Here is a 25,120-nt window from a genome sequence, read left to right as displayed (position 1 = left end):
TCGAACGCGATTCATTTTTTGATAGGGAGTAGGTGTTCTGTGAACACCAAAACCGCTCCGTTTCATCAAGATGAACATGGAAGATGAAACGGAAGCGGTTTTTGACGTGCGGTGGACAGGGAAAATGGCTGGCTAACTGAGAGGAGTTACGCTTGCTTGGTCAGTTGGCGAAGTTTTCGGTCGTGGTGGAGCACTTTTGTTGTCAACACTTCGACCGAGGCTTGAGTATCTGTTAATTCTTCTTCAAGGTGGTCGATTCGTTCGTTCAGTTGTCTGTTCATCTGTTGCATTTCCTCACGAAGGGAGTCGATTTTGGCCTCAAGCCGAGTCTCAACAGCGTGGATTTCTGCCCGAAGTTGTTGCCCCATTTCTTGCATCTCGCTGCGGAGTTGTTGTCCCATTTCTTGCATCTCGTTGCGGAGCTGTTGTCCCATCTCTTGCATTTCATTGCGGAGCTGTTGTCCCATCTCTTGCATTTCACTGCGGAGTCGTTGCTCCATTGTTTGCATTTCATGGTGAAGTCGCTGTTCCATCGTTTGCATTTCATGATGCAGTCGTTGCTCCATTTCCTGCATTTTCGAGCTAATTTTGTCAGAATGCTGTTCGAGCGCTTGAAGCACCGCTTGAATGATTGTTTTCTCTTCCACTTTTTCTCACCTCCTCACAGGTATTATACAAAGAAACGGGGCGAGAAAGAAAGAGAAAATATGGTGGTTTTCGTCGAACGTTGACGGTTCGGTTTTTGGTTTAGGATCGCGCGTTTTCGGTTTATCATGCCGCCCGCTTTGCCGTACAATAAACTCATATAAAAAGGCTGTTTTGGCCGCAAAGGAGATGACGATGTTGGACGCAGGATGGAAGTTCGACAACAGTTATGCAAGGCTGCCAGAGCGCTTTTTCAGCAAAGTCCTCCCCACGCCGGTGCGCGCGCCGAAGCTTGCGGTGCTCAATCGTTCGTTGGCAGTCAAGCTTGGGTTGAATGAGGAAGCGTTGCGAAGTGAAGATGGGGTGGCTGTGTTCGGTGGAAACCAAATTCCAGGCGGAGCTGAGCCGCTGGCGCAGGCGTATGCAGGGCATCAGTTCGGTTATTTTACGATGCTTGGCGACGGACGGGCGGTGTTGCTGGGCGAGCACGTCACCCCAAGCGGGGAGCGGGTGGACATCCAGCTGAAAGGCTCGGGCCGGACGCCGTATTCGCGCGGCGGCGATGGGCGGGCGGCGCTTGGGCCGATGCTGAGGGAGTACATTGTGAGCGAGGCGATGCACGCGCTTGGCATCCCGACAACGCGAAGTCTTGCGGTCGTCACAACGGGAGAGACCATTATGCGCGAAACGGAATTGCCTGGGGCGGTGTTGACCCGTGTCGCCTCGAGCCATCTGCGCGTCGGGACGTTTCAATACGCGGCGCAATGGGGGACGATAGAGGAGTTGCGCGCTCTGGCCGATTATGCGCTCTGGCGCCATTTTCCTGGCTTTGAGGAAGCTGAGAACCGCTATTTGTTTTTGCTTGAACAAGTGATCGAACGCCAAGCGGAACTGATCGCGAAATGGCAGCTTGTCGGCTTTGTCCACGGGGTGATGAACACGGACAATATGACGATCAGCGGGGAAACGATCGACTATGGGCCGTGCGCGTTTATGGACACATACAGCCTGGAGACGGTGTTCAGTTCGATTGATACGGAAGGGCGGTATGCGTACGGAAACCAGCCGTACATCGGGGGCTGGAATTTGGCAAGGTTTGCGGAAAGCTTGTTGCCGTTGCTTGATGAGAATGAAGAAAAAGCGATCGCGCTTGCCCAAGGGGCGCTTGATGAGTATCCGAAGCGGTATCACCACCATTGGCTTAGCGGGATGCGGGCGAAGCTCGGCCTTGCCGAGGAGCAGGAAGGGGATCAGGAGCTCATTGCGGATTTATTGCGGCTGATGGAGGCGCATCGCGCTGATTACACGAACACGTTCCGTGCGTTGACGTTAGGCGAGTATACGGGAATGGCGCTGTTTGATTCCGCTGAGTTCCGGGAGTGGCAGGAGCGCTGGCAGACAAGGCTCAGCCAAGAATCGGTGTCAAGGGAAGAAGCGTATGAGCGGATGCGCCGCCATAATCCAGCTGTGATCCCGCGCAACCACCGGGTTGAAGAGGCGTTGGCCGCCGCGGTCCATGACGGCGACTACAGCGTGATGGAGCGTTTCCTTGAAGCGCTGTCTGACCCGTACGCCTACTCGCCGGAACAAGAGAAATACGCGGAACTGCCTCCGCCGTCCGACCGCCCGTACCGGACGTTTTGCGGGACGTAATGGTGATGGCGTTTTCGTTTAGCGGCAAAGGAGAAACGAATCACCTTTTGCATCGTCTAATTTGGATAGAGGTGGTGTGAGTGAAGCGAAGTGTTCTTCTCTTTGCCGTGGTGGGAATGTTGTTTGGATGTGATGCCGTCTTTCCTTCGCAATTGGCTGAGACGGACAAAACAAAAGAACCATATGCGTCGTTTCGCCAGCGTATCATCATCCGCGATTCGGTTGATCAGCCGCTTTCTCCTCATGTGAAACAAGCAGGGGCGATGGAAACAACTAGCGAACCACAGCTGTTGCCTAACGTCGATTTGAACCATTCGATTGTGATAACGAAGATGCCGCATATCGAGGAAACGAGGAAAAATTGATGAAAGGCATCGCTTTTAACAAATGAAACAGCGATTGTTCAATGGGGGGCTGGGCTTGAGCCCTTTTTTCTTTTTTCCTCTTTACTTTTACGTTGCGTCAAGGTGTATCGTCATGAATAGGGAGGTGAGGGAAGTGGAGTACACGGTGCATGAGCTGGCGAAACTGGCGGGGATCACGAGTCGGACGCTTCGATATTATGATGAGATTGGCTTGCTGAAGCCGGCGCGATGGAGCGAAGCCGGTTATCGGCTGTACGGGCCGCGCGAAGTCGATCGTTTGCAGCAAATTCTCTTTTATCGTGAACTTGGCGTCGATTTGGAAACGATCAAACAAATCATTCATTCCCCGTCCTTTGATGAATTGAAAGCGCTAAGGGAGCACCGCCAACAGCTGTTGGAAAAAAGACGCCATCTGGATGCGTTGATTGCGAGCGTTGAAAAAACGATTGCCGCTAAAGAAGGAGGAATCATGATGAGCGACAAAGAAAAGTTTGCTGCGTTCAAGGAGCAGCTGATTGAAGAAAACGAACGGAAATATGGAGAAGAAATTCGCCAGAAGTATGGTGATGAACAGGTCGATCGTTCCAACGACAGACTGCGGAAGATGACGAAGGCACAGTTTGATGAAGCGGAACGGCTCAGTCAAGATGTGCTTGAGGCATTGAAAGAAGCGATGCAAGATGGCAACCCGGCTGGAGAGGCGGCGCAACGGGCGGCGGATTTGCACCGCCAGTGGCTTGGCCTCTGGTGGGATCATTATTCCAAGGAAGCGCATGCCGGACTGGCGCGTTTGTATGTCGAGGACGGACGGTTCAAAACTTACTATGACCAAGTGCATCCGGGAGCGGCTGAGTTTTTCAAAGAAGCGATTTGGATCTATACGGGGATGAAAGACCGTTAGGCAGCAGGCGGCTCGCCCTAAGAATAGGCGGGCCGCTGTTTTTGCTGGTGATGGATGAAGAGGATGGGTTTGCGGTACAATCAAAATGGTGCATAGGGGTCGTTTTAGAACAAAGGCAAGGACTGAACATTGCTATGGAAGTGTCACGCAGAATCCATTAGGCATGGCTGGGCATTCTTGGAGTTGGATCCAATTCTGAAAGGTGTCTGTTAGAAGTAGGAGTCAAGGGAAAAAGAAAGGGATGGTTGGATGGAAACACTGAGACAACGGCTGCGGTCGATCGACCAAAAAGGCTATAAGGCATATAAAGCGATCGAAGGTACGTATCGGTTCCCAACGTTTACGCTTGCAATTGACCATGTGCAAGGCGATCCGTTTGCCGAACCGTCCAAGGTGCGGGTGATCGTGCCGCGGGCGAAAACGGCGCTGGCAGCGGAGTGGACCGATACGAAACCGCGCCGCATTCGCTGTGAGGATTTGCTTTTGCGCCGCGTCCACCGCGAATTGCGGCAATGGCCGCTGCGGGCGCGCGGGTCGGGAAAAAGTGGACTCGTCTTGATTGATGCGCCGGGGCAAAAAGTGCTCGAGCGGACGGCGGTGCAAGTGGCTGACGAGACGATTACGGTTTGTTTATCGGTCGGTTTGCCGGCGAATGGACGGCGCATTTTGGCGAAAGAAGCCGAGGCCATCTTTTTCGAGCAAATTCCATCCGTCATTGAGCGAGCGGTGTACGGCCTTCGGGAAGAAGACATCCGCCCGGCGGTGGAGCTGGCCGATCAGCAGCACGCCATTCGCCGTTATTTGCGCGAGCATGGTTTGGTGGCGTTTGTCAAAAACGGCGCGATTTTGCCGCGGGAGAGCGGAGTGAGCGACAAGCCGCTGCAATGCGAGGCCGTACCGTTTCAAAGCCCGCCAGAGCTGGAGATCGCGATCCCGATCCCGCACTGCACCGAGCCGGTGAAAGGCATGGGCATCCGAAAAGGCATTACGCTTATTGTCGGCGGCGGGTATCACGGCAAATCGACGCTGCTTCAGGCGTTAGAGCACGGCGTGTATGACCATATCGCCGGCGACGGGCGGGAGTTTGTCATCACCGACAGCGGGGCGGTGAAAATTCGCGCCGAAGACGGCCGGAGCGTCGCCAGTGTTGACATTTCGCCGCTCATTGGCGCGTTGCCGTACGGCAAAGAGACAACGCAGTTTTCGACGGAAAACGCGAGCGGCAGCACCTCACAGGCCGCGAGCATGATCGAAATGATTGAAGCGGGGGCATCGGCGTTTTTGATTGACGAAGATACAAGCGCAACGAACTTGCTCATCCGCGATGGACGCATGCAGGCGCTCGTGGCGAAAGAAGCCGAACCAATCACGCCGTATATCGACAAGGCGCGTCAACTATTTCGCGATTACGGCATTTCGACGGTTCTTGTCGTCGGCGGGTTGGGGGATTACTTGGATATCGCTGATTGCGTGATCAAAATGGAGCAGTACGTCCCGTTTGATGTGACCGGGGAGGCGAAGCGGATCGCTGCAGAGATGCCGTCGGGACGGAAAGCGGAAGGCGGAGAGTCGTTCGGCCGCATTCGCGAGCGCATTCCCCTGCCCGAAAGTTTGAACAGCCAAAAAGGAAAAAAAGCAAAAGCCGTCGCGCGCGGACGGCACGTTATTCAGTACGGGCAAACCGATCTATTGCTTTATGCGCTTGAGCAGCTGGTCGATGACAGCCAGACTCGGGCGATTGCCGCGGCGCTGCTGTATATGGAACGAAAAGGATGGCTCGACGGGAAGAAAACCATCCGCCAACTACTTGATGCGATCGAAGAACAATGGGACCGTCAAGGGCTAGGCTCAGTTTCGTTCCGAAAAGGGAATCCGGGTGAACTTGCTCGCCCGCGCCGCTTCGAGCTGGCGGCGGCGCTGAACCGGCTGCGGTCGCTCCGGTGTATCCAGCAGTAGCCAGCTTGGAAAGGAGAAAGCCGGTTTGCTTTTTCTTGGCGACGTTTCCGTGCAGGTTGGATTACAGGGTTATTGGGGAGGAGGAATGGGTTGGTTTTTGTTTTTCCCAGCTGCAACAAAAAATAGGGCCGCAGGATGTGAGGCAAGGGCGTTTGTTTTCCCTGCTGGCCAACGGAACAACGGACGCTCTTGTTTCAACAGGGGCGGCCGTGTGCCGGTATCGACCCAGGCGCGATCGGTGCGGGGCCGCTGCTCTTGTTCCAATAGACGATGCCTCATGCCTCAGGCAAAACGCGAATGAATCCGCTTTCTGTCGGCGCCTTGCCCATTTTGCTCTAGCGCTATCCACCAATTACGGCTATAATAATGTTTATCAGTGCAACGTGGCGGATGGCGGCGGGAAGCCGCGGGTTGGTTAGGGGGATCAGGGCATGAACAAGTCAAAAGGTTGGATGGAATCGGAAATCAGCAAAGCGTTGACGAAATGGGAAAAAGATTTTCTCGGCCGCGGCTCGGTGTCGGTGAAAACCGATATTTTGCGTGATATGATTATCGTTTCCCTGCATGGCATCTTGACACCTGCTGAGTACGCTCTTTGTGAATCGAAGGAAGGGATGCTGGCGGTGAAACGGTCGCGGACGAGTTTGGTGGAATCGGGCGTCGATGATTTGAAGAAGATGATTTTGGAAATCACGGGTGAAAAAGTAAAAAGCTTTCATACCGATTTAAGCACCCGAACGGGTGAGCGGATTATTGTCTTTAAGCTGTTCAACGATTTGGAGAAACAGTTGACAAAATAAATTTTTCCATGACAAATCAACAAAGTTATTGTATAATTGAAACAACTTTTGTATAGTAAGTATAGAATAAAATAGTGGACGATGCTGTCGGGAGCCCTTCAAAAAACCTACGTGGGCTTAGGTTCGTTGAAGGGAAACCGACCGTCGCCTGCCGCGCGACAACGAACGGGAGATCTTCAAACAATCAAGCGATGATTGGTTGAAGGTAAACCGGCTATGGGCAATCGATAGGCAATGGAACGGCCTTTTTCGGCCGTTTTGCCTGATTGACATAGCCGGTTTTTTCTTTTTTCTCTCGAACGATGTGCAAGCAGATGAGGGGAGGAGATGGCAATGGGGAACGAATGGTTCGCATGGGGATGGCTGGCGGCGATTGCGGTCGTTTTCCTAAGTGCGATCGTGTGGCTGTTTCCGCGCGTGTCGGAACGATATGTGCATGTGCACGTTTGGCTGTTGCTGTTGCCGGGGACGGCGGCGCTATTCGGATGGATCGGCGCCGGCGGCGCGGTCGACATCGGCCCGTGGCGGTTTGATGCGACGAGCTGGCTGTCCGCCGTTTATATTTCGCTTCTCAGCTGGGCGATTCAACGGTTTGCGGTTCGCTATTTGCACGGCGACCGCCGCTATCGGCTGTATTTCTCGCTCTTGACATGGACGTCATTTGCCGCTTCGCTCACGTGGGCGGCCGGCGACTTGCGGTTGATCGCAGTGTGCTGGGGGCTGCCGCTTGTGGGGCTTGTGGCGTTGACCGCGTTGAAAAAAGAATGGGAGCCGGCTCAGTTCGTTGCCTGGCAGATGGGCATGCTGTTTTTGGTAAGTTGGATTGCTGTGGCCCTCACCGCTGTTTGGCTTGGGGCGAGAGTCGGTGAATGGACGCTCGTCTCGGCGTTGTCGGCGGAACGTTTAGCTCGTCTCGCTCTATGGGAAAGGGCGGTGATGAGCGGATTGCTCATGTTGGCTGCCGTCATTCCAGCTGGGCAATGGCCGTTTCATCGCTGGCTGATGGAATCAGCCGTGACGCCGACGCCGGTGTCAGCGGTGATGCATGCCGGTCTTGTCAACGCTGGGGGGCTCTTGCTTTGGCGCTTTTCTCCGCTCTTTAACGAAACGTGGGCGCATGTGGCGCTGTTTCTGATCGCTTTTGCCTCGATTTTGATTGGCACGGGCGTTAGCTTTGTTCATGTTGACTATAAGCGCCAGCTCGTTGGTTCGACGATGGCGCAAATGGGCGTCATGCTTGTGCAATGCGCCCTGGGCGCTTACGGGGCCGCAGTAGTGCATTTAGTGTTGCACGGGTTGTTTAAAGCGACGCTCTTTTTGCAGTCCGGGTCCGTCGTGCCGCGAGTCGGTCGGGCAGGATTGCGAAAAACAGGCAGTTCGTGGCCGGGCGGCATCATCCTCGGCGTGCTGTTTGGGTGGGCCTTTTGGCAGGCGGCTCCGCACGAACCGGCTCGGTTGTTGAGCGCGCTTTTGCTTGCGGCCTCGGCAACGGTTGCCTGGGGACGGCTTACGGATTTTCGCGAAGGCCGTTGGCTGGGCTTTGCGGTTGTCGTTGCTTTGGCGTTGGCGTCCGAAACGGTGCGCCATCAATTTATGGCGCTGCTTCATAACGGGATGCCGTCCGCGTTTCTGCCGCCCGCTTCGTTCGAATGGCTTGTCTGCGCTCTGTTTGTTGCCGCGGCGCTGGTTGCTGTATGGATCGCGAACCGGCGCAGTTCCATGCTTGCCATTCAGCTGTACATGTGGCTTGTTCACCTTGGTGAACCGCGTCCGGCGGCGACCGAAGCACACCCGCGTTATTTGGCGTCCTATCTAAAGGAGGGGATGGCTCATGAGTAGAAGCGTCATATCACTTGAACGGTCAACGGAGGCAAAAAAAGCAGCCGCTTGTCCGCTCGAGGCGATCGTCAGCGAAGCGGCGAAGGTGATCGCTCCGCTTTGGCCGATTTCCGCGTTTATCGCCCGCCATCCGTGGATGGGGATGGAAAACAAGTCGTTTGTCGACGCGGCTGACCGACTGCAAGAAGCTTACGGCATCGACTTGTATCCGCCAATGGCCGTTTTTCATGCGGCGCTATCCAAAGGGGAGATTGACGTTTCCTTCATCGAGCGGCGTCTGCAACGATGGTTGGATGACGAGCCGCTTCCTGCGCCGCGCCATGAAGCGGAACGGCTATGCCGCGCCCTCCTTTGGAACGATGCGGTGCCCGAAGAAGCGCTTCAGATGCCGAAACTGATCGAGTTGGCCGCCGCTATGCCGCTGCGCTCTGTTTCCATCCGCACGCGGTCTGTGCGCCTTGGTTTGGAAAAGCGGTTGGATCAACAAATGATCAAATGGTGCAAGCTGTTTTACGATCGGGGAGAGGCGGTGTGGGCGCTGCCGCACCGTGAACACGGCTTTTACGGGTCTTGGCGTCGTTTGGCGCCTCTTGATCCGTCCTTGTCCAAGGAGGAGCGGAAACGGCTTTTCGATTGGCCTCACCATCCAGAGGAGGCGCTGCAACGGGTGCTTGAGCAGCTTGGGGTGCAGGATGAGGAAGCCGTGGCCTATTTAGAAGCGCATTTATTAGCTCTGCCCGGCTGGGCGGGGATGATGGTCTGGCAATCGCGCCGTGCAGGTGACGAAATCGGCGGGCTGATCAACTACTTGGCCGTTCGTTTGTCGCTGGAGTGGGTGTTCACAGCGCCCCATCTGCCGCTGAAGGAGGAAGAAAACGAAGACGATCGTGCGGTTGGGCCGCTGTTGGCCGCCTGGATCCACTGGGGCGGCACGACGCTGGACGACTGGCGGCGCCTTCCGCTCGAAGACCGCCAAGCTCGTCTGGTGTTCGCCGATCGGTTCTGGCGGATTGGCCGCCGCCATCTTTGGCTTGAGGCGTGGGAAGATACGTATGAAGCGAAGCTGAAAGAAGCGGTTCTCACCCGTCAACCTGAGGAGCCAAAAGAGCAGGCGGCAGCGCAGCTATTGTTTTGCATTGATGTGCGCTCCGAGCCGTTCCGCCGTCATGTAGAGGCGGTCGGCCCGTTTGAAACGTACGGTTGCGCTGGCTTTTTCGGCTTGCCGATCCAAACGCGCGTGCTTGACGGCGATGACGCCCATCCGTCTTGCCCGGCGATTGTGGCGCCGCGGCATGAAATCAACGAAACCGCTTCTCCCGAAACGGCGGCGCCGTACCGCCGGCGGCGCGATCTGTTCCGCTTTGTCGGCCGGACGTTTAAAAAAATCAAGCAGCATCTGCTGGCTGGTTTGCTGCTTCCGGAAATGAGCGGCCCTTGGCTTGGTTTGCATACGATCGCCCGCAGCGCAGCGCCGGCTTGGGCTGGGCAAGCCATTCATCAGGCGGAAATGTCGGCGCAACAAAAACCGAAGACGACGCTGTCGCTTGATTGCCAAGGGCATGACGAAACGACTGGGCTGCCGATCGGGTTGACAAAAGAAGAGCAAGTGCAATACGTAAAACAGCTTCTCGTGAACATCGGCCTGACGTCCTCATTTGCCCCGCTTGTCGTCGTCTGCGGCCATGAGAGCGAGACGACAAATAACCCGTATGCGTCCGCGCTCGATTGCGGGGCGTGCGGCGGCGCGGCTGGGGCGTTCAACGCCCGCGTATTCGCCGCGTTGGCCAACTTGCCGCACGTGCGGGATGGATTGGCGAAAGAGGGAATCGTCATCCCGGATGAGACAGTGTTCGTCGCCGCTGAACATATCACGACCGTTGACGAGTTGCGTTGGGTGGAAGTGCCGCCGTTGTCCGAAGCGGCTGAGGCGGCGTTTCGACAGCTGAAACAGGCGCTTGCCGGCGTCAGCCGCCAAGCCAATGCTGAGCGGATGGCGAAGCTGCCGCATGTCGGCGCCATGCCGCGCGATCCGGTTGCCGAAGCCCGACGCCGCGCCGTCGACTGGAGTGAAATTCGTCCGGAGTGGGGATTGGCGGGGAACGCCGCTTTCCTGATTGGGCGGCGGGCGTTGACAAAGGGCGTTCATTTAGACGGCCGGGTGTTTTTGCACAGCTACGATTGGCGCGAAGATCCGACCGGTGAGGCGCTGGCCGGCATCATCGCTGGGCCGGCCACGGTTGGGCAGTGGATCAACTTGCAATATTATGCTTCGACAGTGGCACCGAATTACTATGGAAGCGGCGACAAAACGACCCAGACGGTGACCGGCGGCATCGGCGTCATGCAAGGGAACGGAAGCGACTTGCTAGCCGGCTTGCCGTGGCAGTCCGTCGCCGCATCTGACCGTGAGTGGTTCCACTCTCCGCTTCGGTTGCTCGTCATCATTGAAGCGCCGTTTTCCTATATCGAGCGGTTGCTCGATGAAAACAGCGAATTTCGGCGCAAAGTCCAAAACGGCTGGCTCCGTCTCGCCTCGATTGACCCAGACAGCGGGGCGTGGGTGAACTGGGAGGCAGGCCGTCTTGCGTCGGTACAGCAGCGCTAAAAAGCAACGATATGCCGCTTGCCGGGTTTGTCTGGCCGGCGGCTTTTTTTCGTTGACTGCCAAATGAGGCAGGGAAAATGGATGCACGCCGCGAAATAAGATAGCAGCTGGTATAACAGCAACAGGAAAGACGAGGAAAGAGGGAAAGCGGATGAAAACGCAGTTTATCGCCGGTCATGCGCGGCTGCCGGCCGGAATGGCGGCGAAAAGCCTTTACGATACGCTGACGATCACAGCGGAAATTGATAAAAAATACGGGGTGATCGTGGAGGCATCATGCACACTGGCTACTGAACATGGGCGCGATTACGTGGCCCGCCTGCTTCGCGGCCATTCGCTGCGCGATGGCATCGACGGTCTGCTCGCCGAGCTTGACGAAGGGTATTTAGGGAAAGCCCATTCTGCTCTGTGCGCGGCGCTAAAAGATTTGTACAAACAATATTGCAAAATGGAGGAGAAAGAGCCATAAGCCGCTGCCCCTCATCGGTTGATGGGGGGCAGCGGCGTTTTGGTGCGGGTCAGCGGCTTGGCCGCCCATGATTTCGTTGGTGATTCAGTTTTCAGCCGGCCGCCATGCCGGCAGCGTTTTGCGCAGCGGTTTGTCTTGGCGGTAACCGAGCACATATTCGGCCTGCATGATCGTATGAATTTCCCGTGTTCCTTCGTAAATGACCGGCGCTTTCGAGTTGCGCAAGTAGCGCTCGACCGGGTATTCGTTCGAATAGCCGTAGGCGCCATGGATTTGCACGGCATCGTCGGCCGCCTGGTTCGCGTAGTCGCAGGCGATCCATTTGGCGAGCGATGTTTCTCTCGTGCAACGCCGGCCTTCGTTTTTGAGAAAGCCGACTTTGTAAACGAGCAGGCGGCTGATTTGCAAACCAGCTTCCATGCGGGCGATCATTTGCTGGACGAGCTGATGGCGGCCGATTTCTTTGCCGAATGTTTTTCGTTCGTGGCAGTATTTCACGCTCGCCTCAAGACATGCCATAATGAGGCCGACCGCGCCGGCGGCGACGGTGAAGCGGCCGTTGTCAAGCGCTGACATGGCGATTTTGAATCCTTCGCCTTCTTCCCCGAGCAAGTTTTCTTTCGGGACGCGGACGTTGTCAAAAAACAGCTCGCCCGTATTGCCAGAGCGGATGCCAAGTTTCCCTTTAATCGGGCGCGACGAAAAGCCGGGCATCGTCCGTTCGACGATAAAGGCGGAAATGCCGCGGTGCTTTTTCGATTTGTCCGTATAGGCGAATACGAGAAAATGGTCAGCGATGTCAGCGAGGGAAATCCATGTTTTTTGTCCGTTTAAAATGTAGTCATCTCCGTCGCGGACGGCTGTCGTCTGGATGGAAGCGACGTCTGAGCCGGCATTCGGTTCGGTCAGGCCGAATGCGCCGATTTTTTCCCCGCGCGCTTGTGGGACGAGATATTTTTGCTTTTGTTCTTCAGTTCCCCACTGAAGGAGCGTCAAACTGTTCAGCCCGGTGTGAACCGATACGGCGGTGCGAAACGCCGTATCGCCGCGTTCGAGCTCTTCGCAGACGATGGCAAGCGAGTTGTAATCCATGCCCATGCCGCCATATTCTTCGGGAATGCAGACGCCCATTAAATTGAGCTCAGCGAGCCGCTTGAAAATGTTGCGGTCAAATTCGCCCCGCTCATCCCATTCTTTGATATAAGGCATAATTTCTTTATCGACGAATTTGCGCACCGTTTGCCGCAGCATTTCCTGTTCGGGTGTAAAGTCGAAGTTCATCATCGTTTCCATCCCCCTATGCAACTGTTTGTTTTTCATGGTTTTCGTGTCAACGTTCGTTTCCCTTGTTTCAGCGGGCGCTGAAGCGGTTGAGGAGAACAACGGTTTATTCATTGGCTTTTGTCGTGCGGACCGTTTTCAGCGGCCGGGTTGCCTTGCCATCCAGCTTCGACCTCGCGGTTATGCTCGCCGGCCAGCGGGGGCGGCAGCCGATAAGACACCGCCGTGTCAGACAGTTTCAGTGGGCTGGCGACAAGCGTTAACGGACCGACGATTGGATGGTGCACCGTGACTGTCATCTCGCGCGCCGCCGTTTGCGGATGGCGGAACAGTTCATCGAGCGTCTGCACCGGTCCGCATGGAATGCCTTTCTCGGCGAGAAGGCGCTGCCACTCGGCCCGCGTCCGCCGCTTGATTTCCTCGTTCAGCCGCCGGTTTAGCTCTTCGCGATGGGCGACTCGGCCGGGATTGGTTTGAAAGCGCGGATCGGTTCCAAGCGAGTGATCGGACAACAACGAGCAAAGCGCTTGAAATTGTCGGTCATTGCCGACGGCGATGACGATCGGACCGTCGCTTGCCATGTACGTTGAGTATGGCACGATGTTCGGGTGTTCATTGCCGAGCGGCTTCGGGACGTCGCCGGATAACAAATAATTGGCGGCGACATTGACAAGCGCACTCACGGCGCAGTCAAACAGTGCGAGATCAATTTTTTGCCCGCGCCCCGTTTTCTCGCGGGCCAAAAGCGCCGCTTCGATCGCGATGGCGGCATACAGGCCGGTGAACACATCCGTGACGGCGACGCCGACTTTGAGCGGGCCGGTGTCCGCAGTGCCGTTAATGCTCATCCAGCCGCTCATTGCCTGAATGATATAGTCGTAGCCGGCTAATGGAGCGAGTGGTCCTGTCTCGCCAAACCCGGTGATGGAGCAGTAGATGAGACGTGGGTTGAGGCGTGACAACGATTCATAGCCAAGTTCCCACTGTTCCATCGTTCCGGTCTTAAAATTGTGAATGAGGACATCAGCTGTTTCGGCGAGGCGGCGAATCGTCTCTTGTCCTTCTGCCGATTTTAAATTGACGGTGATGCTTCGTTTGTTTCGATTGACGGCGGTATAGTAAGCGCTCATGCCGTTTTGGAACGGCGGCCCCCAAAACCGGGTGTCATCCGACCCCCCGGGCGCTTCGACTTTGATGACATCAGCGCCTAAATCGCCTAAAATCATCGTCGCATACGGACCAGCCAACACGCGCGACAAGTCGAGCACGCGCACGCCATCGAGCGCTCCTGGCATCGATTTCCCTCCTTTCTGTTTACATGCAAAAAGCCGGTTCCTATACAGCGTGCAAGATAGGAACCGGCTTGAACGGACTGAGAAGGCATTCCGGCGCGGAGATGCCGTCAGGCCGTACAGTTCTTTTTGTGGTCGATGCATAAAAGCTGCCAACGCTGCCTGTCAGGCAACGGGGCTATCGGACAGATGGCAGGGGCCGTCCGGTCTGCACAAGCGGCCAAGCTGGCAGGAGACGGCTTATACGTTTATTATAGTGATTTGTTTGATAATTGTAAATAGTCGAACAAGAAATTCGCCAGCGAAAGCCGGCTGGCGAGGAGAAGATGCACGTAGCCGCGTGAATAGCTCTTCGATACAAATGAATGAAAAGAAATCGATCGCGCGGTCGGACAATTTGGCATGAAAAGAGCGCAACATTCACCTAAATTTCTATATAATTGTAGAGAAAGGGGAATCGATGACGCAAAAAAGGAAGTGATGGTGCGTGTTCCATGTGTTAGTGACGACAGACGCCAATTATCTTCCGCCGCTGAGAGTCTTGATGCATTCGCTGTTTTGCAACAACCGGCGCCCGTTTACGTTTTACTTGCTTTACTCGCGCATTGCCGAGGAAGAGATTCAGGCGCTTGGCGAGTTTGTTCGCCGGCAGGGGCATGAGCTCGTGCCGATTTACGTTGATCCGCAACTGTTTCATGATGCGCCTGTTTTCCGCCACTATACGGTGGAGATGTATTACCGTCTGGCGGCGCATTTGTTTTTGCCGCCAGACGTCGACCGTGTCTTGTACCTTGATCCGGATATTGTGGCGATCAACCCGATGGATGAGCTGTATGACATGGATTTCGAAGGGAACTTGTTCATTGCGGCTGAGCATACCCATTCGACGAAGGTGGCAAACTTGTTCAACAAGTTGCGGTTAAAAACGCCGAACGCGAAAGGGTATTTCAACACGGGTGTGATGATGATGAACATTGCGATGATGCGCGAACACGTTCGGCTTGCGGACATTTACCAGTTCATTCGCGACAACCGGTTCAAGCTTGTTCTTCCTGACCAAGACGTGTTAAATGGGTTGTACTGGGACAAAATTAAACCGGTCGACTGCTACCGCTACAACTACGACGCGCGCTATTATGACTTTTTGCAGCTTTTGCCCAACCCGAAACACGATTTAGCTTGGATTGAGGAAAACACCGTTTTTATCCATTATTGCGGCAAGGAAAAACCGTGGAAAGACAATTACAAAGGGGAGTTGGGGCGGTTTTACAAACGGTACAGCCAAGTGTTGGAGCTCGAGGGCGAGGCGACGGTGTAGCGCGGCTTGAGAGACGCGTTTCACAAAGAAAGTCTCTCACTCCAAGCAAAGCGAAGTGGAAGCGGTTCACAGGAAAAAGGCGCCCCATCAAAGCGGGCGCCATGTTCGATTACTGTTTGCGCTCTTGCCGGCGGATGCCGGCTGCCGCAGCGCGCGCCTGTGCTTCAAGGTCTTCATGGTCGGCAAATTCTGCCGAGTATTCCACATCGATGCCGTCAGATTTCAGCTGTTTCGGCACTTGCGGCAAAGTCGCCTTGTTTTTGTCGCGCGTCCGTTGTCCGCGAGAACGGCCCATCATCCATGCCCCCTATCCAAAAGTGTGAATCGTACGATTCAATCATTAGGATGGCATGGACGGCGCCAGCGTATAAATAGCAATCGTTTCTAGTGGCGCGCCTTTTTGGCCGTATAGCCGCCCGCTTGGTCCGCCATTTTAAAATCCCGGGCATAGCTTACTTCTTGGGCGCTTGTCAGCGTATGCTTCGATTTTTCGCGTTTTCGTTTTTCCGCCATCGCTTGTTCCCTCGCTTTGCATCAATATTCCTTTAGTTCCATTTTGCGCAAAACCAGCCGTTTTTATGCGTAAAAAAGAGGATGTCCGTTTGGACAGCCTCTTTTTGCATCAGATGCGCTCTTGCGCGGCTTATGCCTCTTTGCGCTGTTCTTCATTGTGGGCAAAGGAAGGATGGCGCATTGTATAGAGCGTGTAGTTGTCTTTTGTAATTTCGTACAAATTGTATACATCCGCGCCGATTTGCTCGAGCAACGCCCGCCGCGTTTCATTGGCCGGCGTGACGTACGGCAGTTTTTCCGCCGCTTTGATCGAGCGGACGTTGACTTTGCGAATGCGCAAAAACACGGTCTCGATCGACAGCTCATAAAACAGCTCATGGAAAAACGCTTCTTTGGCGCGCCGATTGTAACCGAGCCCGTGATACGGCTTGCCGAGCCACGTGCCTAAAAAGCCGGCGCCATCTTGGATATCAAAGAGGCTGATTGTGCCGATCGGGTTTCCCCATTCGTCTAAAATCGTGCGCGAAATCAATTCGCCGCGTTCTTCCGCCTCCATGAGCTGTTTTGTCATGAATAAAAACTCTTCGTACGAGCTGGCTTTTTGGCGCACGAAAGGGAAGACGTCCGGATGCACCATCAGCTCGTACAGCGCATGGCAGTCTTGCAGCTCGCGTTTTTTCAACATGGCCAATCCCTCCTTTGGATGCCGAGGGCAGCCTCCCAGCGGGAACCCACCCTCGAAATTTTTTTATTAAAACTTCATTAAAAAAATTTCGGGGTGGGAATCGAACCCACTAGGACCAGCGCGAGCGCTGGTGACGCACCATTTGCCTTCCCCTTGTTCCTGTCCGTATGCGATTATGACGACAACTAGCCTAAGGTCTCCTTTATCATACACGATCGGAAGAAAAAAGGGAATTGTTTTTTTGTTAATTTTTTTTGGATATTTTTTGTCGGTCATGGGGCAAAAGCAAATCGGTGAGACAGCCTTCCAACGTTGGAAACGAAAAGCGGAAGCCGTCTTGCAATAGCTTCTCTGGAATGACGCGTTGCCCTTCGGTGACAAGCATGCTCATTTCGCCAAGGAGAAGGCGAAGCGCCCAAGCGGGAACCGGAAGCCAATGCGGGCGGTGAAGAAGCCGGGCGGCGGTCAGTCCAAATTCTTCCATTTGTACTGGATGGGGCGCGGTGAAATTGATCGGGCCGGACAATTCCTCGTGTTCGATGATGTACGAGACCGCGCGCACGACGTCTTCAAGATGAATCCACGACAGCCATTGCCGTCCGCTGCCGATTGGGCCGCCGACAAACAGCAGATACGGCTTGATCATCATCGGCAAGGCGCCGCCATGTCGGGCAAACACGACGCCAAAGCGAGCGTAGACGGTGCGGATGCCAAGCTGCTCAATCGGACGGGCCGATGCTTCCCATGCTTGGACGGTCTGGGCTAGAAAGTCGCCGCCGTAATCGGTCGTTTGCTCGGTAAATGTTGCGGAGTCCGAAGTGCCGTAAATGCCGATGGCGCTGGCGTTGATAAACAACGACGGGGGGCGGGACAGTGAATCGATGCAGCGGCCCATCGCTTCGGTGGCGCGAAGGCGGCTGTCAAGGATGATCTCTTTTTGCTTCGCCGTCCAACGTTTTCGATTGAGCGGCTCCCCGGCTAAATTAATGGCGACATCGACAGCTTCAGGCTTTCGGTGGTTGTCGAAGGAAAGGTAATGAATGTTGCCTTCGGAAGGTTTGGGAGAGCGGGTGAAAATGTAGATCTCATGTCCTTGTTTGGAAAAATGGCGGGCGAGCGCCTGGCCGATCAGCCCAGTGCCGCCGTTGATGGCGATGCGCATCTTGATTCCCCTTCCATTGGTTTATTTTATGACTTCGCTTTTGGTGTCAGAAGTTCCTGCTTATGATACGATAAAAGATAAGGGGGACAAACAATGGGAACGATTGCCGACATTGCCGCAACCGAACAAAATGCTGAACGATTTTGGATTGTCGTGCACCGTGACGGCGCACCGTCGTTGAGATTGACAGTTGATCAAGATGTATTGCTTCAATTCCGCTTGAAAAAAGGGATGGAGATCAGCGACGACCTGCTTCAACATATTGTGTATGCCGATGAGGTGAAAAAGGCGTATCAACAGGCGCTTTACTTTTTGGCGCACCGGATGCGTTCGGAGCATGAGGTCGCCGCACACTTGCGAAAAAAAGGCGCTCCGGATTCGGTGATTGATGAAGTGCTCAAAAAACTTCGCGCCGAGCGGTATGTCGATGACGAGGCGTTTGCCGCCGCTTATGTGCGCACGCAAAAAAAGACGGCGGCGAAAGGGCCGCTTCTTGTGCGCGCCGAACTGGAACGGCTCGGCGTTCCCGACCGCTTGATCGAGCAGAGTTTGGCGGAGTATACGTTGGATGAACAGATGGCCATCGCCCGCTCGCTTTACGAAAAAGCGAAAAAACAGCGCCGGGATGAATCGGCTCGCGCGTTTTTGGAACGGGTGCGGCAGCAGCTGATGCGCAAAGGATTTCCGCATGAGGTGATTGCCGCCGTTTTGGCGGATGGCGGCACTCATACTGAACAAGAAGAACGGGAGGCGCTCAGTGTTCAGGCGGAGAAAGCGCACCGCCGTTATGCGCACCACCCGCGGCCGCTTTATGAGCAAAAGATGCGCCAAGCCCTGTACCGAAAAGGATTCGCACTTGACTTGATCAATGAATGGCTGCGCATGCACGGTAATGACGAGTGATCTCGAATGAAAGGATTTGAAAAAATGGGATATATTATCAGTTTTGTTGTTAAATGTTGATCACAAAATCGTTCCAGTTCCATAAATCAAGAGATGTTCTGAGCCTTTTGCCGAGTTCCATGTGGATGAAAACGATCCATCGGGAATGCTCAAAAAGGAGGCTTGCCTATGATCAAAGGAGAACAAAAACGGTACAGCGAAATGACGAAAGAAGAACTGCAACAAGAAATCGCCATGTTGACGGAAAAGGCACGCAAGGCGGAGCAGATGGGGATGGTGAACGAATACGCCGTCTACGAGCGGAAAATCGCCATGGCGAAGGCGTATATGCTTAATCCAGCTGATTTTCATCCTGGGGAGATTTATGAAATTGAAGGGGCGCCTGGAGAGTATTTTAAAGTGCGCTATTTAAAAGGAGTGTTTGCCTGGGGATGGCGGTTGAAAGGAAACGGAGAGGAGGAGGCGCTGCCGATTTCACTGCTTCGTAAACCGAATTTGCCTCAATCATGACGGGCGGGACAAGTTCACAGTCGGACGGAAAGCGAGCCTAAAAACCTAGGGAGGGTGTCTCCCTAGGTTGTTCCGCTACGACTGCTTGCGCGTCTGCCGCTCTAAAATGATGAGGTCAAGCGTTTGCTGCGTTTCGCCGTTCACTTGCGAGTGGGCGTGTTTTGGATTGGCCCACGGCTGCTGAAACGGGTTCGAATAAAAGTTGTCATAAAATTTTTTGTGCCGATGGTGACCCATGATTGTTCACCTCGCTGCGGAATGTGCCGGGGGAGTGCGGCGAACGATGCCGCGCTCCCCCTTCATGTTAAAAGAAATCGCTTCGTTCGCCGGAGGCGCGCATCCGTTCTTGCGGGTGGGTGTTGGTCGTGCCGTCGGCCCGCTTCGAGGCGTACTCGGCCTTGGCGCGCGGTTCGCCTTCGAGCTTGTTGTTGTTTTGGTTCGGGAAGTTGTGCGCTTTGTTCCGCACGGCACATTCCCTCCTTAACGGCGTGCTCGTGTTGGATGGCCAACACGTATTTTTATTATGGGACACCCTGTAGCGCTTATGTGTGGCAATGATTGGGGCGGAGCCCATCAGCCGTTTGGAGCAAGTTCGAGCTTTTTGCGCAGTTTGCCTTCGCTGAAAATCCAGCCGGTGTATGAGCTGACAATATTGAGATCGCGGTCGAGCTGGACGACAGCGACAAACGGGTAATACCCTTTGCTTCGATAGCGTAAATCAGTAAAGCGCACTTCGTAGTAATCATCGTATTCGTTCATTTCCCAACGGTAAACCGGGGAAAAAGATAAGAAAGCGGCGATATTTTCGTCGCGTTTGGCGGCGTTCATCACCGGATGGTCGGGAAGCGCACGCTTTTGGAAGCGGTCAAGGATGATGAGCTCGCCGCGTTTGACGCGGGCGACGTAAAATTTGTCGCAGGTTGAAATGGCTAAATGCCATTCGCGCGGCCGCCATGTCGGTACGGTGATGATCTCGGTCACCCCGGCGATCGAGGCGTGCACGAGCCGTTTGATGTTGGCCTGCTGGCGGAAGCGAAGCCCATAATACGCAGCGATAAGCACGTAGACGACAAGAAACGTATAACCGGGATGGGCGCCGAGAAACAAGCCGCCGACGCCGACCAAATGAAGCCCAAAAATGACCGGATCAAACGTATGAATCACGCCAAGGGCGATCCATTTTTTTGTAAACGGACGCAACGCCTGGGTTCCGTAAGAGTTAAAAATGTCAACAAATACGTGCAAGGCGACGGCAACAAACGTCCAAAGCCAAACGCGAAGCCAATCCGTTTTCGGATAGATGGCAGCCATCACGCTGACGATGAGCAACGGCCAAAGAACGACGGCGGGAATCGAATGGGTGATGCCGCGATGGTTGCGAATATATTGGGCGTTGTTGCGCAATTTGAAAATCGTGTCGATATCCGGCGCTTGCGAGCCAGCGAGCGCGCCGATCAACACAGCGTGGGATAAGAGCGGATCATGGGCGATCGCAGGGTCAAGTGAAGCAAGACTGCCGAGCGCCACCCCCATCAAAACATGTGTGCCTGTATCCAACGTGAAGGCGCCTCCTTCTTGCAGCATCGTTGCATGTTCGGATGGAAACTGTCTGTTGTCTCTCGGCCGGAGCACATCTTTCTTTTTCATGCAACTATTAGTATGCCCCACCTTGTGTTCAGCCAATAACCGTTTGAGGCATTGGCCGAAAGGAGGCGAGAGACAAACAAGGTTATGGCTAGTGTATCATAGAGCGACAATCGTTGGCGAGAGGCGGAACGACCAATTTCACAACGATTCAAAAAAGGAAACGATTGATAGACAGTGGAGTGAGAAAAAGAAACAGGAAGCAAGCCGTTCGTCAGACGAAAAGGGAAGCGCTTCAACCAAAAACGAAAAGCGCCCCGCATGAGGCGGGACGTTTTGTTGATCATCTCGGACCGAGAAGCTCCCCACTTCAACGTCTATATAGGTGTAAGTGGGGAGCATTCCATGCTGATGGAAGATCGGTTCACCATCCGTTCTTTTGGCGGCTCATTGGTCAACTGTCCTTTTCTCTGCAAGCCGATCGATTAGCCGTCATTTCTGAACCGTTTGCCGATCGCTTTGAGAGCGGACAGGAAAAAGCGGATCGCGCGGTTGATGTCCGGGTCATTGAGCGCTTTAAGCAAATCAAACAACCCGATTTTTTTTGTTTCGGCGGAGTTTTGTTCGTACGCCTCCAGCGCGCCGGCGGCGATGTGCTCAAGCAGTTTCGCCGTTTTCTCCGGATCAAGTGAAGCAACAAGGCCAGCTATGGCGAACGCATGGTTGATCATCGTTGTCACCGGTTTTTGGTTGAGCTGGCCGACGACGATTTTCGCCACGTCTTCCCGCGCTTTTAACAAGGCGTTGGCCGCTTCGAGCAGGCCGCTTTCATGGAGCTGCTCGATGAACGCCAAGAGCTCGCGAACTGCCTCTTCACTGTCGCCGACAGCGGCTTTTAGCTTGGCCAGCGCTTCAGTTCGTTTTTCTTCCTCCGTCATTTGGCGCTTTTGAATGGTGGTAATCGGCTTAGCCACCGATCGTCACCCCCTTGTTTTCCTCGGTGAGCGGCACGTAGTCGCTTCGCCGCCACTTCCGCTCCACCTCGACGCCGTTTTGCGGATGCCGCTTTTTAAAGCGCGGATTTGTGCGCGGCAGCGGCGTCTTGCCGGACCGTTCAATGACTTCCATGCGCACTCGGGCTTGTTTGTAAGCCGGCGTGTTCGTGCGATGGTCGGTTTGCGGGCCGGTCAGCATGTTAATGGCGCTCTCATTGGCTGTGGAGTGCATCGGCAAGAACAGTTCATTGCCTCTGACTCGATCGGTGACGAGCACGCGCACTTTGACGCGGCCGTACGGCGAGATGAGCCGAACGAGCGCCCCATCTTCAATGCCGCGTTCTTTGGCGAGTTCAGGGGATACTTCGACAAACACTTCTGGGAATTTATGCTCGATGCCTTTGGATTTGTACGTCAAGTTTCCTTCATGGAAATGTTCGAGCAATCGGCCGTTGTTCACAAGCAAATCGTACTCTTCCGGATATTGCACCGGTTCGACCCAATCGGCTAACGCAAAGCGGGCTTTGCCGTCCGGGAAGTTGAACCGCTCTTTGTACAACAGCGGCGTGTCAGCCCCGTCATGGCTGCCCCAGCATAAGCTGTTCCAGCCCTCGAGCCGGTCGTAATGCGCTTGTGAGTACAGTGGGGCGAGGCTGGCGATTTCATCCATGATTTCTTTCGGGCCAGCGTAATTCCAATCGGCGCCAAGCCGCTTCGCGATTTCTTGAATGATCCACCAGTCTGGCTTGGAGTCGCCAAGAGGCTCCAGCGCTTGGTAAAACCGTTGGATGCGGCGCTCGGTATTCGTGAAAGTTCCTTCCTTTTCCAAACTTGGCGCTGCTGGCAAGATGACATCAGCAAATTGCGCTGTTTTTGACAAGAAAATGTCTTGAACGACAACAAAGTCAAGCTTCGCCAACGTCTCTTGCACATGGTTGGCGTTGCAGTCGACAAGCGCCATATCTTCGCCGATGATATACATCGCTTTCAGCTCGCCGCGCTCGGCCGCTTCGAGCATTTGGATGTTGTCAAGGCCTGGTTTCGCATCGATGCGGACGCCGTACGCTTTTTCAAACTTCGCTCGCGCCTCATCATCGGTGACATGTTGGTAGCCAGGCAGCCAGGCAGGAAGCGAACCCATGTCGCAGGCGCCTTGGACGTTGTTATGGCCGCGCAATGGGAACGCGCCCGCCCCCGGACGACCGTAGTTGCCGGTTGCCAAAAGCAAGTTGGAAATCGCCGCCGATGTATCGCTGCCGCCCGTGTTTTGCGTGACCCCCATGCCCCAGAGGACGCACGTGCCGTCTGCTTCGTGGATCATCTCGGCGATGCGGATGAGATCGGCTTTGGCGACGCCGGTGACTTGTTCGGCATAATCAAGCGTATATTTTTCCAGCAATTGTTTAAACTCTTCAAAGAAATGGACGCGCTCGCGAATGAATGCCTCATCGTGCCAGCCTTGGTCGATGATGTATTTTGTCACGGCCATCAGCCATACTTGGTCGGTGCCTTGTTTCGGGCGGATGAACAGGTCAGCCCGCTCGGCCATTTCATTTCGGCGCAAGTCCGCAACAATGAGTTTTTGGCCAAACAGTTTATGCGCCCGTTTGACGCGGGTGGCGATGACCGGATGCCCTTCCGCTGGGTTGGCGCCGATGATGATGACAAGGCCGGCTGAAGCGATGTCATGAATCGTGCCGGAATCGCCGCCCATGCCGACCGTGCGGAACAGGCCGTCCGTCGCCGGTGACTGGCAGTAGCGCGAACAGTTGTCGACATTGTTCGTTTCAAATACTTGCCGTGCGAGTTTTTGCATTAAATAGTTTTCTTCGTTGGAAATTTTTGATGATGAAATAAAACCGATGGCGTTGCCGCCGTATTGCCGCTTGATCGCCCCGAGCTTTTCCGCGACCAAGTCGAGTGCTTCGTCCCATGTCGACTCGACGAATACGTCGCCTTTGCGAATGAGCGGTTTCGTTAGGCGCTCTTCGCTGTTGACGAAATCCCAGCCGAATTTTCCTTTGACGCATGTGGAAATGGCGTTGACCGGAGCTTCGGATACCGGCTGGATTTTTAAAATTTTCCGCCCTTTCGTCCACACTTCAAACGAACAGCCGACGCCGCAGAACGTGCAAACCGTTTTCGTCTTTTTGATCCGTTGTTCGCGCATGGCGGCCTCGATTTCAGAAATGGCGAAAATACTCGTATAGTTTGGCTCGACTTCCTTGACAAAATCGATCATCGGGTTGAGGACGTCTTTGTCCAAGCCGGTGAGAAAGCCCGCTTCGCCAAGCATCGATTTTTCCATTAACGCGTTGCACGGACAGACGGTGACGCAATGCCCGCAGCTGACGCACGACGATTCGTTGATCGGCACCCCACCGTCCCAAACGACGCGCGGCCGTTCCGCTTCCCAATCGATCGAAAGCGTTTCGTTCACTTGCAAGTTTTGGCAGGCTTCGACGCATTGCCCGCAGGCGATGCATTGATTCGGGTCGTAGCGGTAGAACGGATGCGACATGTCCACCTCGGACGGGTCGACTTTCGGCCGGTACGGATATGTTTGATGTTCAATTTGCATCATTTCCGCCGTGTTGTGCAGCTTGCAGTTGCCGTTGTTGTTGTCGCACACCGTACAGTACAAGAGATGATTTTCCAACAGGCGGTCCATCGCTTCTTTTTGCGCTGCCTTTGCCCGCGGCGAGCCGAGTTCGACGACCATGCCGTCCTCAACCGGCGTCGCACAGGCGCGAAGCAGCGTTCCGTTGACTTCAGCGATGCACGTGTCGCATGTCTGAATGGCGCCAAGCTCCGGCGTATAACAAACTTGCGGATGCGGAAGACCGTGTTCATTGACGACTTCCAAAATCGTCATCCCGGGCTTGGCGCGGTAGGCACGCCCGTTGATGGTTACCGTCACCATTTGCGCTTCCATCGTCGCTCCCCCTTTGTCAAAATAAAAAACTCCACCAGCGACGAGACGAATGCTTCATCGTGGGTGGAGTAGTTCTTTAGCATAACGATACTAAACAACCAATCCAAACTTTTTATATTTAGTAGAAAAATAACAAGGCCGCTTCTTGCCTTATTATTTTTCCACTATGTATACATTTGCTATAGTTTATTATAGTACGGCAAAACGAAGAACACAACGGATGGGCTGGAACTTTTTCTGGTGGCTTTCGGAAAGGGGGAAGAAAAATGTCCAAAAAAGAAGCCGCTTTCAACGATATTGTGCGCAAAGTGCGCAAACAGCTGTTTGGCAAAGGGCCGGAACGGATTAAAACGTATTTCGTCGACAATTTGGCAATTACGATTTTGCACGGCAATTTAACGCCGACGGAAAAATTTATCGCCCGCACCCCGGAAGGCCGAGAGATGGTGCATGCAGCGAGAACGAAAATGATCCAAGATGTGTACGCCCAACATGTGCCGGACGGCATGGAAGAGCTCATCGGTTCGAAGCTTCTTTATTTGTTCAGCGACATTAAAGTGGAAGAAGATATGGCCGTATCGGTGTTCGTGTTTGAAAAACCGATTGAATTGTGACGATTTTGTGAACAGAAACAATTGTTTTTCGTTACTGTTCGTGGTATGCTTATGAATAGTTAGCACGATGAAAATAGTAGAAGCCTTGCCGGCTA

The 25,120-nt window shown here is 54.4% G+C and carries 24 protein-coding genes; 12 read left to right on the top strand and 12 right to left on the bottom strand.

The annotated features are described in order from the left end of the window. Positions 1–146: 146 nt before the first annotated feature. Positions 147–647, bottom strand: coding sequence for a hypothetical protein (locus CWI35_RS07910; RefSeq protein WP_020279779.1), 501 nt, complete (start codon positions 645–647; stop codon positions 147–149). Between the two features lie 193 nt (positions 648–840). On the opposite strand from CWI35_RS07910, the gene CWI35_RS07905 reads away from it, so the two are divergent. The 8 genes from CWI35_RS07905 to CWI35_RS07865 all read left to right on the top strand — a co-directional run bounded on the left by CWI35_RS07905 (position 841) and on the right by CWI35_RS07865 (position 11,233). Then, entirely contained in the window at positions 841–2,298 is a 1,458-nt protein-coding gene (locus CWI35_RS07905) for a protein adenylyltransferase SelO (RefSeq protein ID WP_021321826.1), read from the top strand. 80 nt (positions 2,299–2,378) lie between these two features. Continuing rightward, positions 2,379–2,663, top strand: coding sequence for a hypothetical protein (locus CWI35_RS07900; RefSeq protein WP_042381532.1), 285 nt, complete (start codon positions 2,379–2,381; stop codon positions 2,661–2,663). Positions 2,664–2,775: 112 nt separating this feature from the next. Continuing rightward, on the top strand, positions 2,776–3,564 hold the full coding sequence (locus CWI35_RS07895) for a MerR family transcriptional regulator (protein ID WP_119877638.1): 789 nt from the start codon (positions 2,776–2,778) through the stop codon (positions 3,562–3,564). A 249-nt stretch (positions 3,565–3,813) separates the two neighbouring features. After that, positions 3,814–5,520, top strand: coding sequence for an ABC-ATPase domain-containing protein (locus tag CWI35_RS07890; protein WP_011229943.1), 1,707 nt, complete (start codon positions 3,814–3,816; stop codon positions 5,518–5,520). A 431-nt stretch (positions 5,521–5,951) separates the two neighbouring features. After that, a complete protein-coding gene (locus CWI35_RS07880; RefSeq protein ID WP_011229945.1) occupies positions 5,952–6,320 on the top strand; it encodes a Na-translocating system protein MpsC family protein in 369 nt (122 codons plus the stop codon). A 333-nt stretch (positions 6,321–6,653) separates the two neighbouring features. After that, the gene (locus tag CWI35_RS07875) at positions 6,654–8,159 is read left to right on the top strand and encodes an NADH dehydrogenase subunit 5 (RefSeq protein WP_119877637.1); all 1,506 of its coding nucleotides are present in this window, start codon (positions 6,654–6,656) and stop codon (positions 8,157–8,159) included. Continuing rightward, positions 8,152–10,764 carry a DUF2309 domain-containing protein gene (locus CWI35_RS07870; protein WP_020279360.1) on the top strand — a complete coding sequence of 871 codons (2,613 nt, stop codon included), beginning with the start codon at positions 8,152–8,154 and terminating at the stop codon, positions 10,762–10,764. The genes CWI35_RS07875 and CWI35_RS07870 overlap by 8 nt, the downstream gene beginning before the upstream one ends. Before the next feature lie 151 nt (positions 10,765–10,915). After that, positions 10,916–11,233: a DUF3870 domain-containing protein gene (locus CWI35_RS07865; protein ID WP_011229948.1), complete on the top strand. Its 318-nt coding sequence runs from the start codon at positions 10,916–10,918 to the stop codon at positions 11,231–11,233. 84 nt (positions 11,234–11,317) lie between these two features. Here CWI35_RS07865 and CWI35_RS07860 read toward each other — a convergent pair whose 3' ends face one another. Together CWI35_RS07860 and CWI35_RS07855 are read right to left on the bottom strand one after the other, a co-directional pair. After that, positions 11,318–12,517 (bottom strand): acyl-CoA dehydrogenase family protein, encoded by a 1,200-nt coding sequence (locus tag CWI35_RS07860; RefSeq protein ID WP_023633705.1) that lies wholly within the window; start codon positions 12,515–12,517, stop codon positions 11,318–11,320. A 107-nt stretch (positions 12,518–12,624) separates the two neighbouring features. Further along, positions 12,625–13,809 carry a CaiB/BaiF CoA transferase family protein gene (locus tag CWI35_RS07855; RefSeq protein WP_011229950.1) on the bottom strand — a complete coding sequence of 395 codons (1,185 nt, stop codon included), beginning with the start codon at positions 13,807–13,809 and terminating at the stop codon, positions 12,625–12,627. A 484-nt stretch (positions 13,810–14,293) separates the two neighbouring features. On the opposite strand from CWI35_RS07855, the gene CWI35_RS07850 reads away from it, so the two are divergent. Then, positions 14,294–15,124 carry a glycosyltransferase family 8 protein gene (locus CWI35_RS07850; RefSeq protein ID WP_011229951.1) on the top strand — a complete coding sequence of 277 codons (831 nt, stop codon included), beginning with the start codon at positions 14,294–14,296 and terminating at the stop codon, positions 15,122–15,124. Positions 15,125–15,233: 109 nt separating this feature from the next. Here CWI35_RS07850 and CWI35_RS07845 read toward each other — a convergent pair whose 3' ends face one another. The 4 genes from CWI35_RS07845 to CWI35_RS07830 all read right to left on the bottom strand — a co-directional run bounded on the left by CWI35_RS07845 (position 15,234) and on the right by CWI35_RS07830 (position 17,484). Continuing rightward, on the bottom strand, positions 15,234–15,419 hold the full coding sequence (locus tag CWI35_RS07845; protein WP_011229952.1) for a YfhD family protein: 186 nt from the start codon (positions 15,417–15,419) through the stop codon (positions 15,234–15,236). A gap of 89 nt (positions 15,420–15,508) precedes the next feature. Next, positions 15,509–15,637 (bottom strand): YfhE family protein, encoded by a 129-nt coding sequence (locus CWI35_RS07840; protein ID WP_011229953.1) that lies wholly within the window; start codon positions 15,635–15,637, stop codon positions 15,509–15,511. A 130-nt stretch (positions 15,638–15,767) separates the two neighbouring features. Next, a complete protein-coding gene (locus CWI35_RS07835; protein ID WP_011229954.1) occupies positions 15,768–16,322 on the bottom strand; it encodes a GNAT family N-acetyltransferase in 555 nt (184 codons plus the stop codon). A 244-nt stretch (positions 16,323–16,566) separates the two neighbouring features. After that, a complete protein-coding gene (locus tag CWI35_RS07830) occupies positions 16,567–17,484 on the bottom strand; it encodes a TIGR01777 family oxidoreductase (protein WP_014194913.1) in 918 nt (305 codons plus the stop codon). A gap of 93 nt (positions 17,485–17,577) precedes the next feature. Here CWI35_RS07830 and recX point away from each other — a divergent pair, with 93 nt between their 5' ends. Beyond that, complete coding sequence (recX, locus tag CWI35_RS07825; protein WP_011229956.1) at positions 17,578–18,387, top strand: recombination regulator RecX; 810 nt, start codon at positions 17,578–17,580, stop codon at positions 18,385–18,387. A gap of 168 nt (positions 18,388–18,555) precedes the next feature. Then, the gene (locus CWI35_RS07820) at positions 18,556–18,897 is read left to right on the top strand and encodes a YfhH family protein (protein ID WP_011229957.1); all 342 of its coding nucleotides are present in this window, start codon (positions 18,556–18,558) and stop codon (positions 18,895–18,897) included. Positions 18,898–18,972: 75 nt separating this feature from the next. On the opposite strand, the gene CWI35_RS07815 is transcribed toward CWI35_RS07820, so the two are convergent. From CWI35_RS07815 to fdhF, 5 genes are all read right to left on the bottom strand, one after another. Then, a complete protein-coding gene (locus CWI35_RS07815; protein WP_011229958.1) occupies positions 18,973–19,134 on the bottom strand; it encodes a YpzG family protein in 162 nt (53 codons plus the stop codon). 67 nt (positions 19,135–19,201) lie between these two features. Continuing rightward, a complete protein-coding gene (locus tag CWI35_RS07810; protein WP_011229959.1) occupies positions 19,202–19,363 on the bottom strand; it encodes a small, acid-soluble spore protein K in 162 nt (53 codons plus the stop codon). Between the two features lie 107 nt (positions 19,364–19,470). Continuing rightward, positions 19,471–20,454 carry a metal-dependent hydrolase gene (locus CWI35_RS07805; RefSeq protein WP_011229960.1) on the bottom strand — a complete coding sequence of 328 codons (984 nt, stop codon included), beginning with the start codon at positions 20,452–20,454 and terminating at the stop codon, positions 19,471–19,473. 512 nt (positions 20,455–20,966) lie between these two features. Then, positions 20,967–21,455 carry a helical membrane plugin domain-containing protein gene (locus CWI35_RS07800; RefSeq protein WP_011229962.1) on the bottom strand — a complete coding sequence of 163 codons (489 nt, stop codon included), beginning with the start codon at positions 21,453–21,455 and terminating at the stop codon, positions 20,967–20,969. After that, complete coding sequence (gene fdhF / locus CWI35_RS07795; protein ID WP_020279371.1) at positions 21,448–24,411, bottom strand: formate dehydrogenase subunit alpha; 2,964 nt, start codon at positions 24,409–24,411, stop codon at positions 21,448–21,450. The genes CWI35_RS07800 and fdhF overlap by 8 nt, the downstream gene beginning before the upstream one ends. Positions 24,412–24,677: 266 nt before the next feature. On the opposite strand from fdhF, the gene CWI35_RS07790 reads away from it, so the two are divergent. Beyond that, positions 24,678–25,025, top strand: a complete 348-nt coding sequence (locus CWI35_RS07790) for a Na-translocating system protein MpsC family protein (protein ID WP_011229964.1) — start codon at positions 24,678–24,680, stop codon at positions 25,023–25,025. Positions 25,026–25,120: the final 95 nt, after the last annotated feature.

Origin of the sequence: [Bacillus] caldolyticus, assembly GCF_003595605.1 — a bacterium.
Lineage (GTDB): Bacteria > Bacillota > Bacilli > Bacillales > Anoxybacillaceae > Geobacillus > Geobacillus thermoleovorans.
This window is presented reverse-complemented; position numbering and strand designations above follow the sequence as displayed.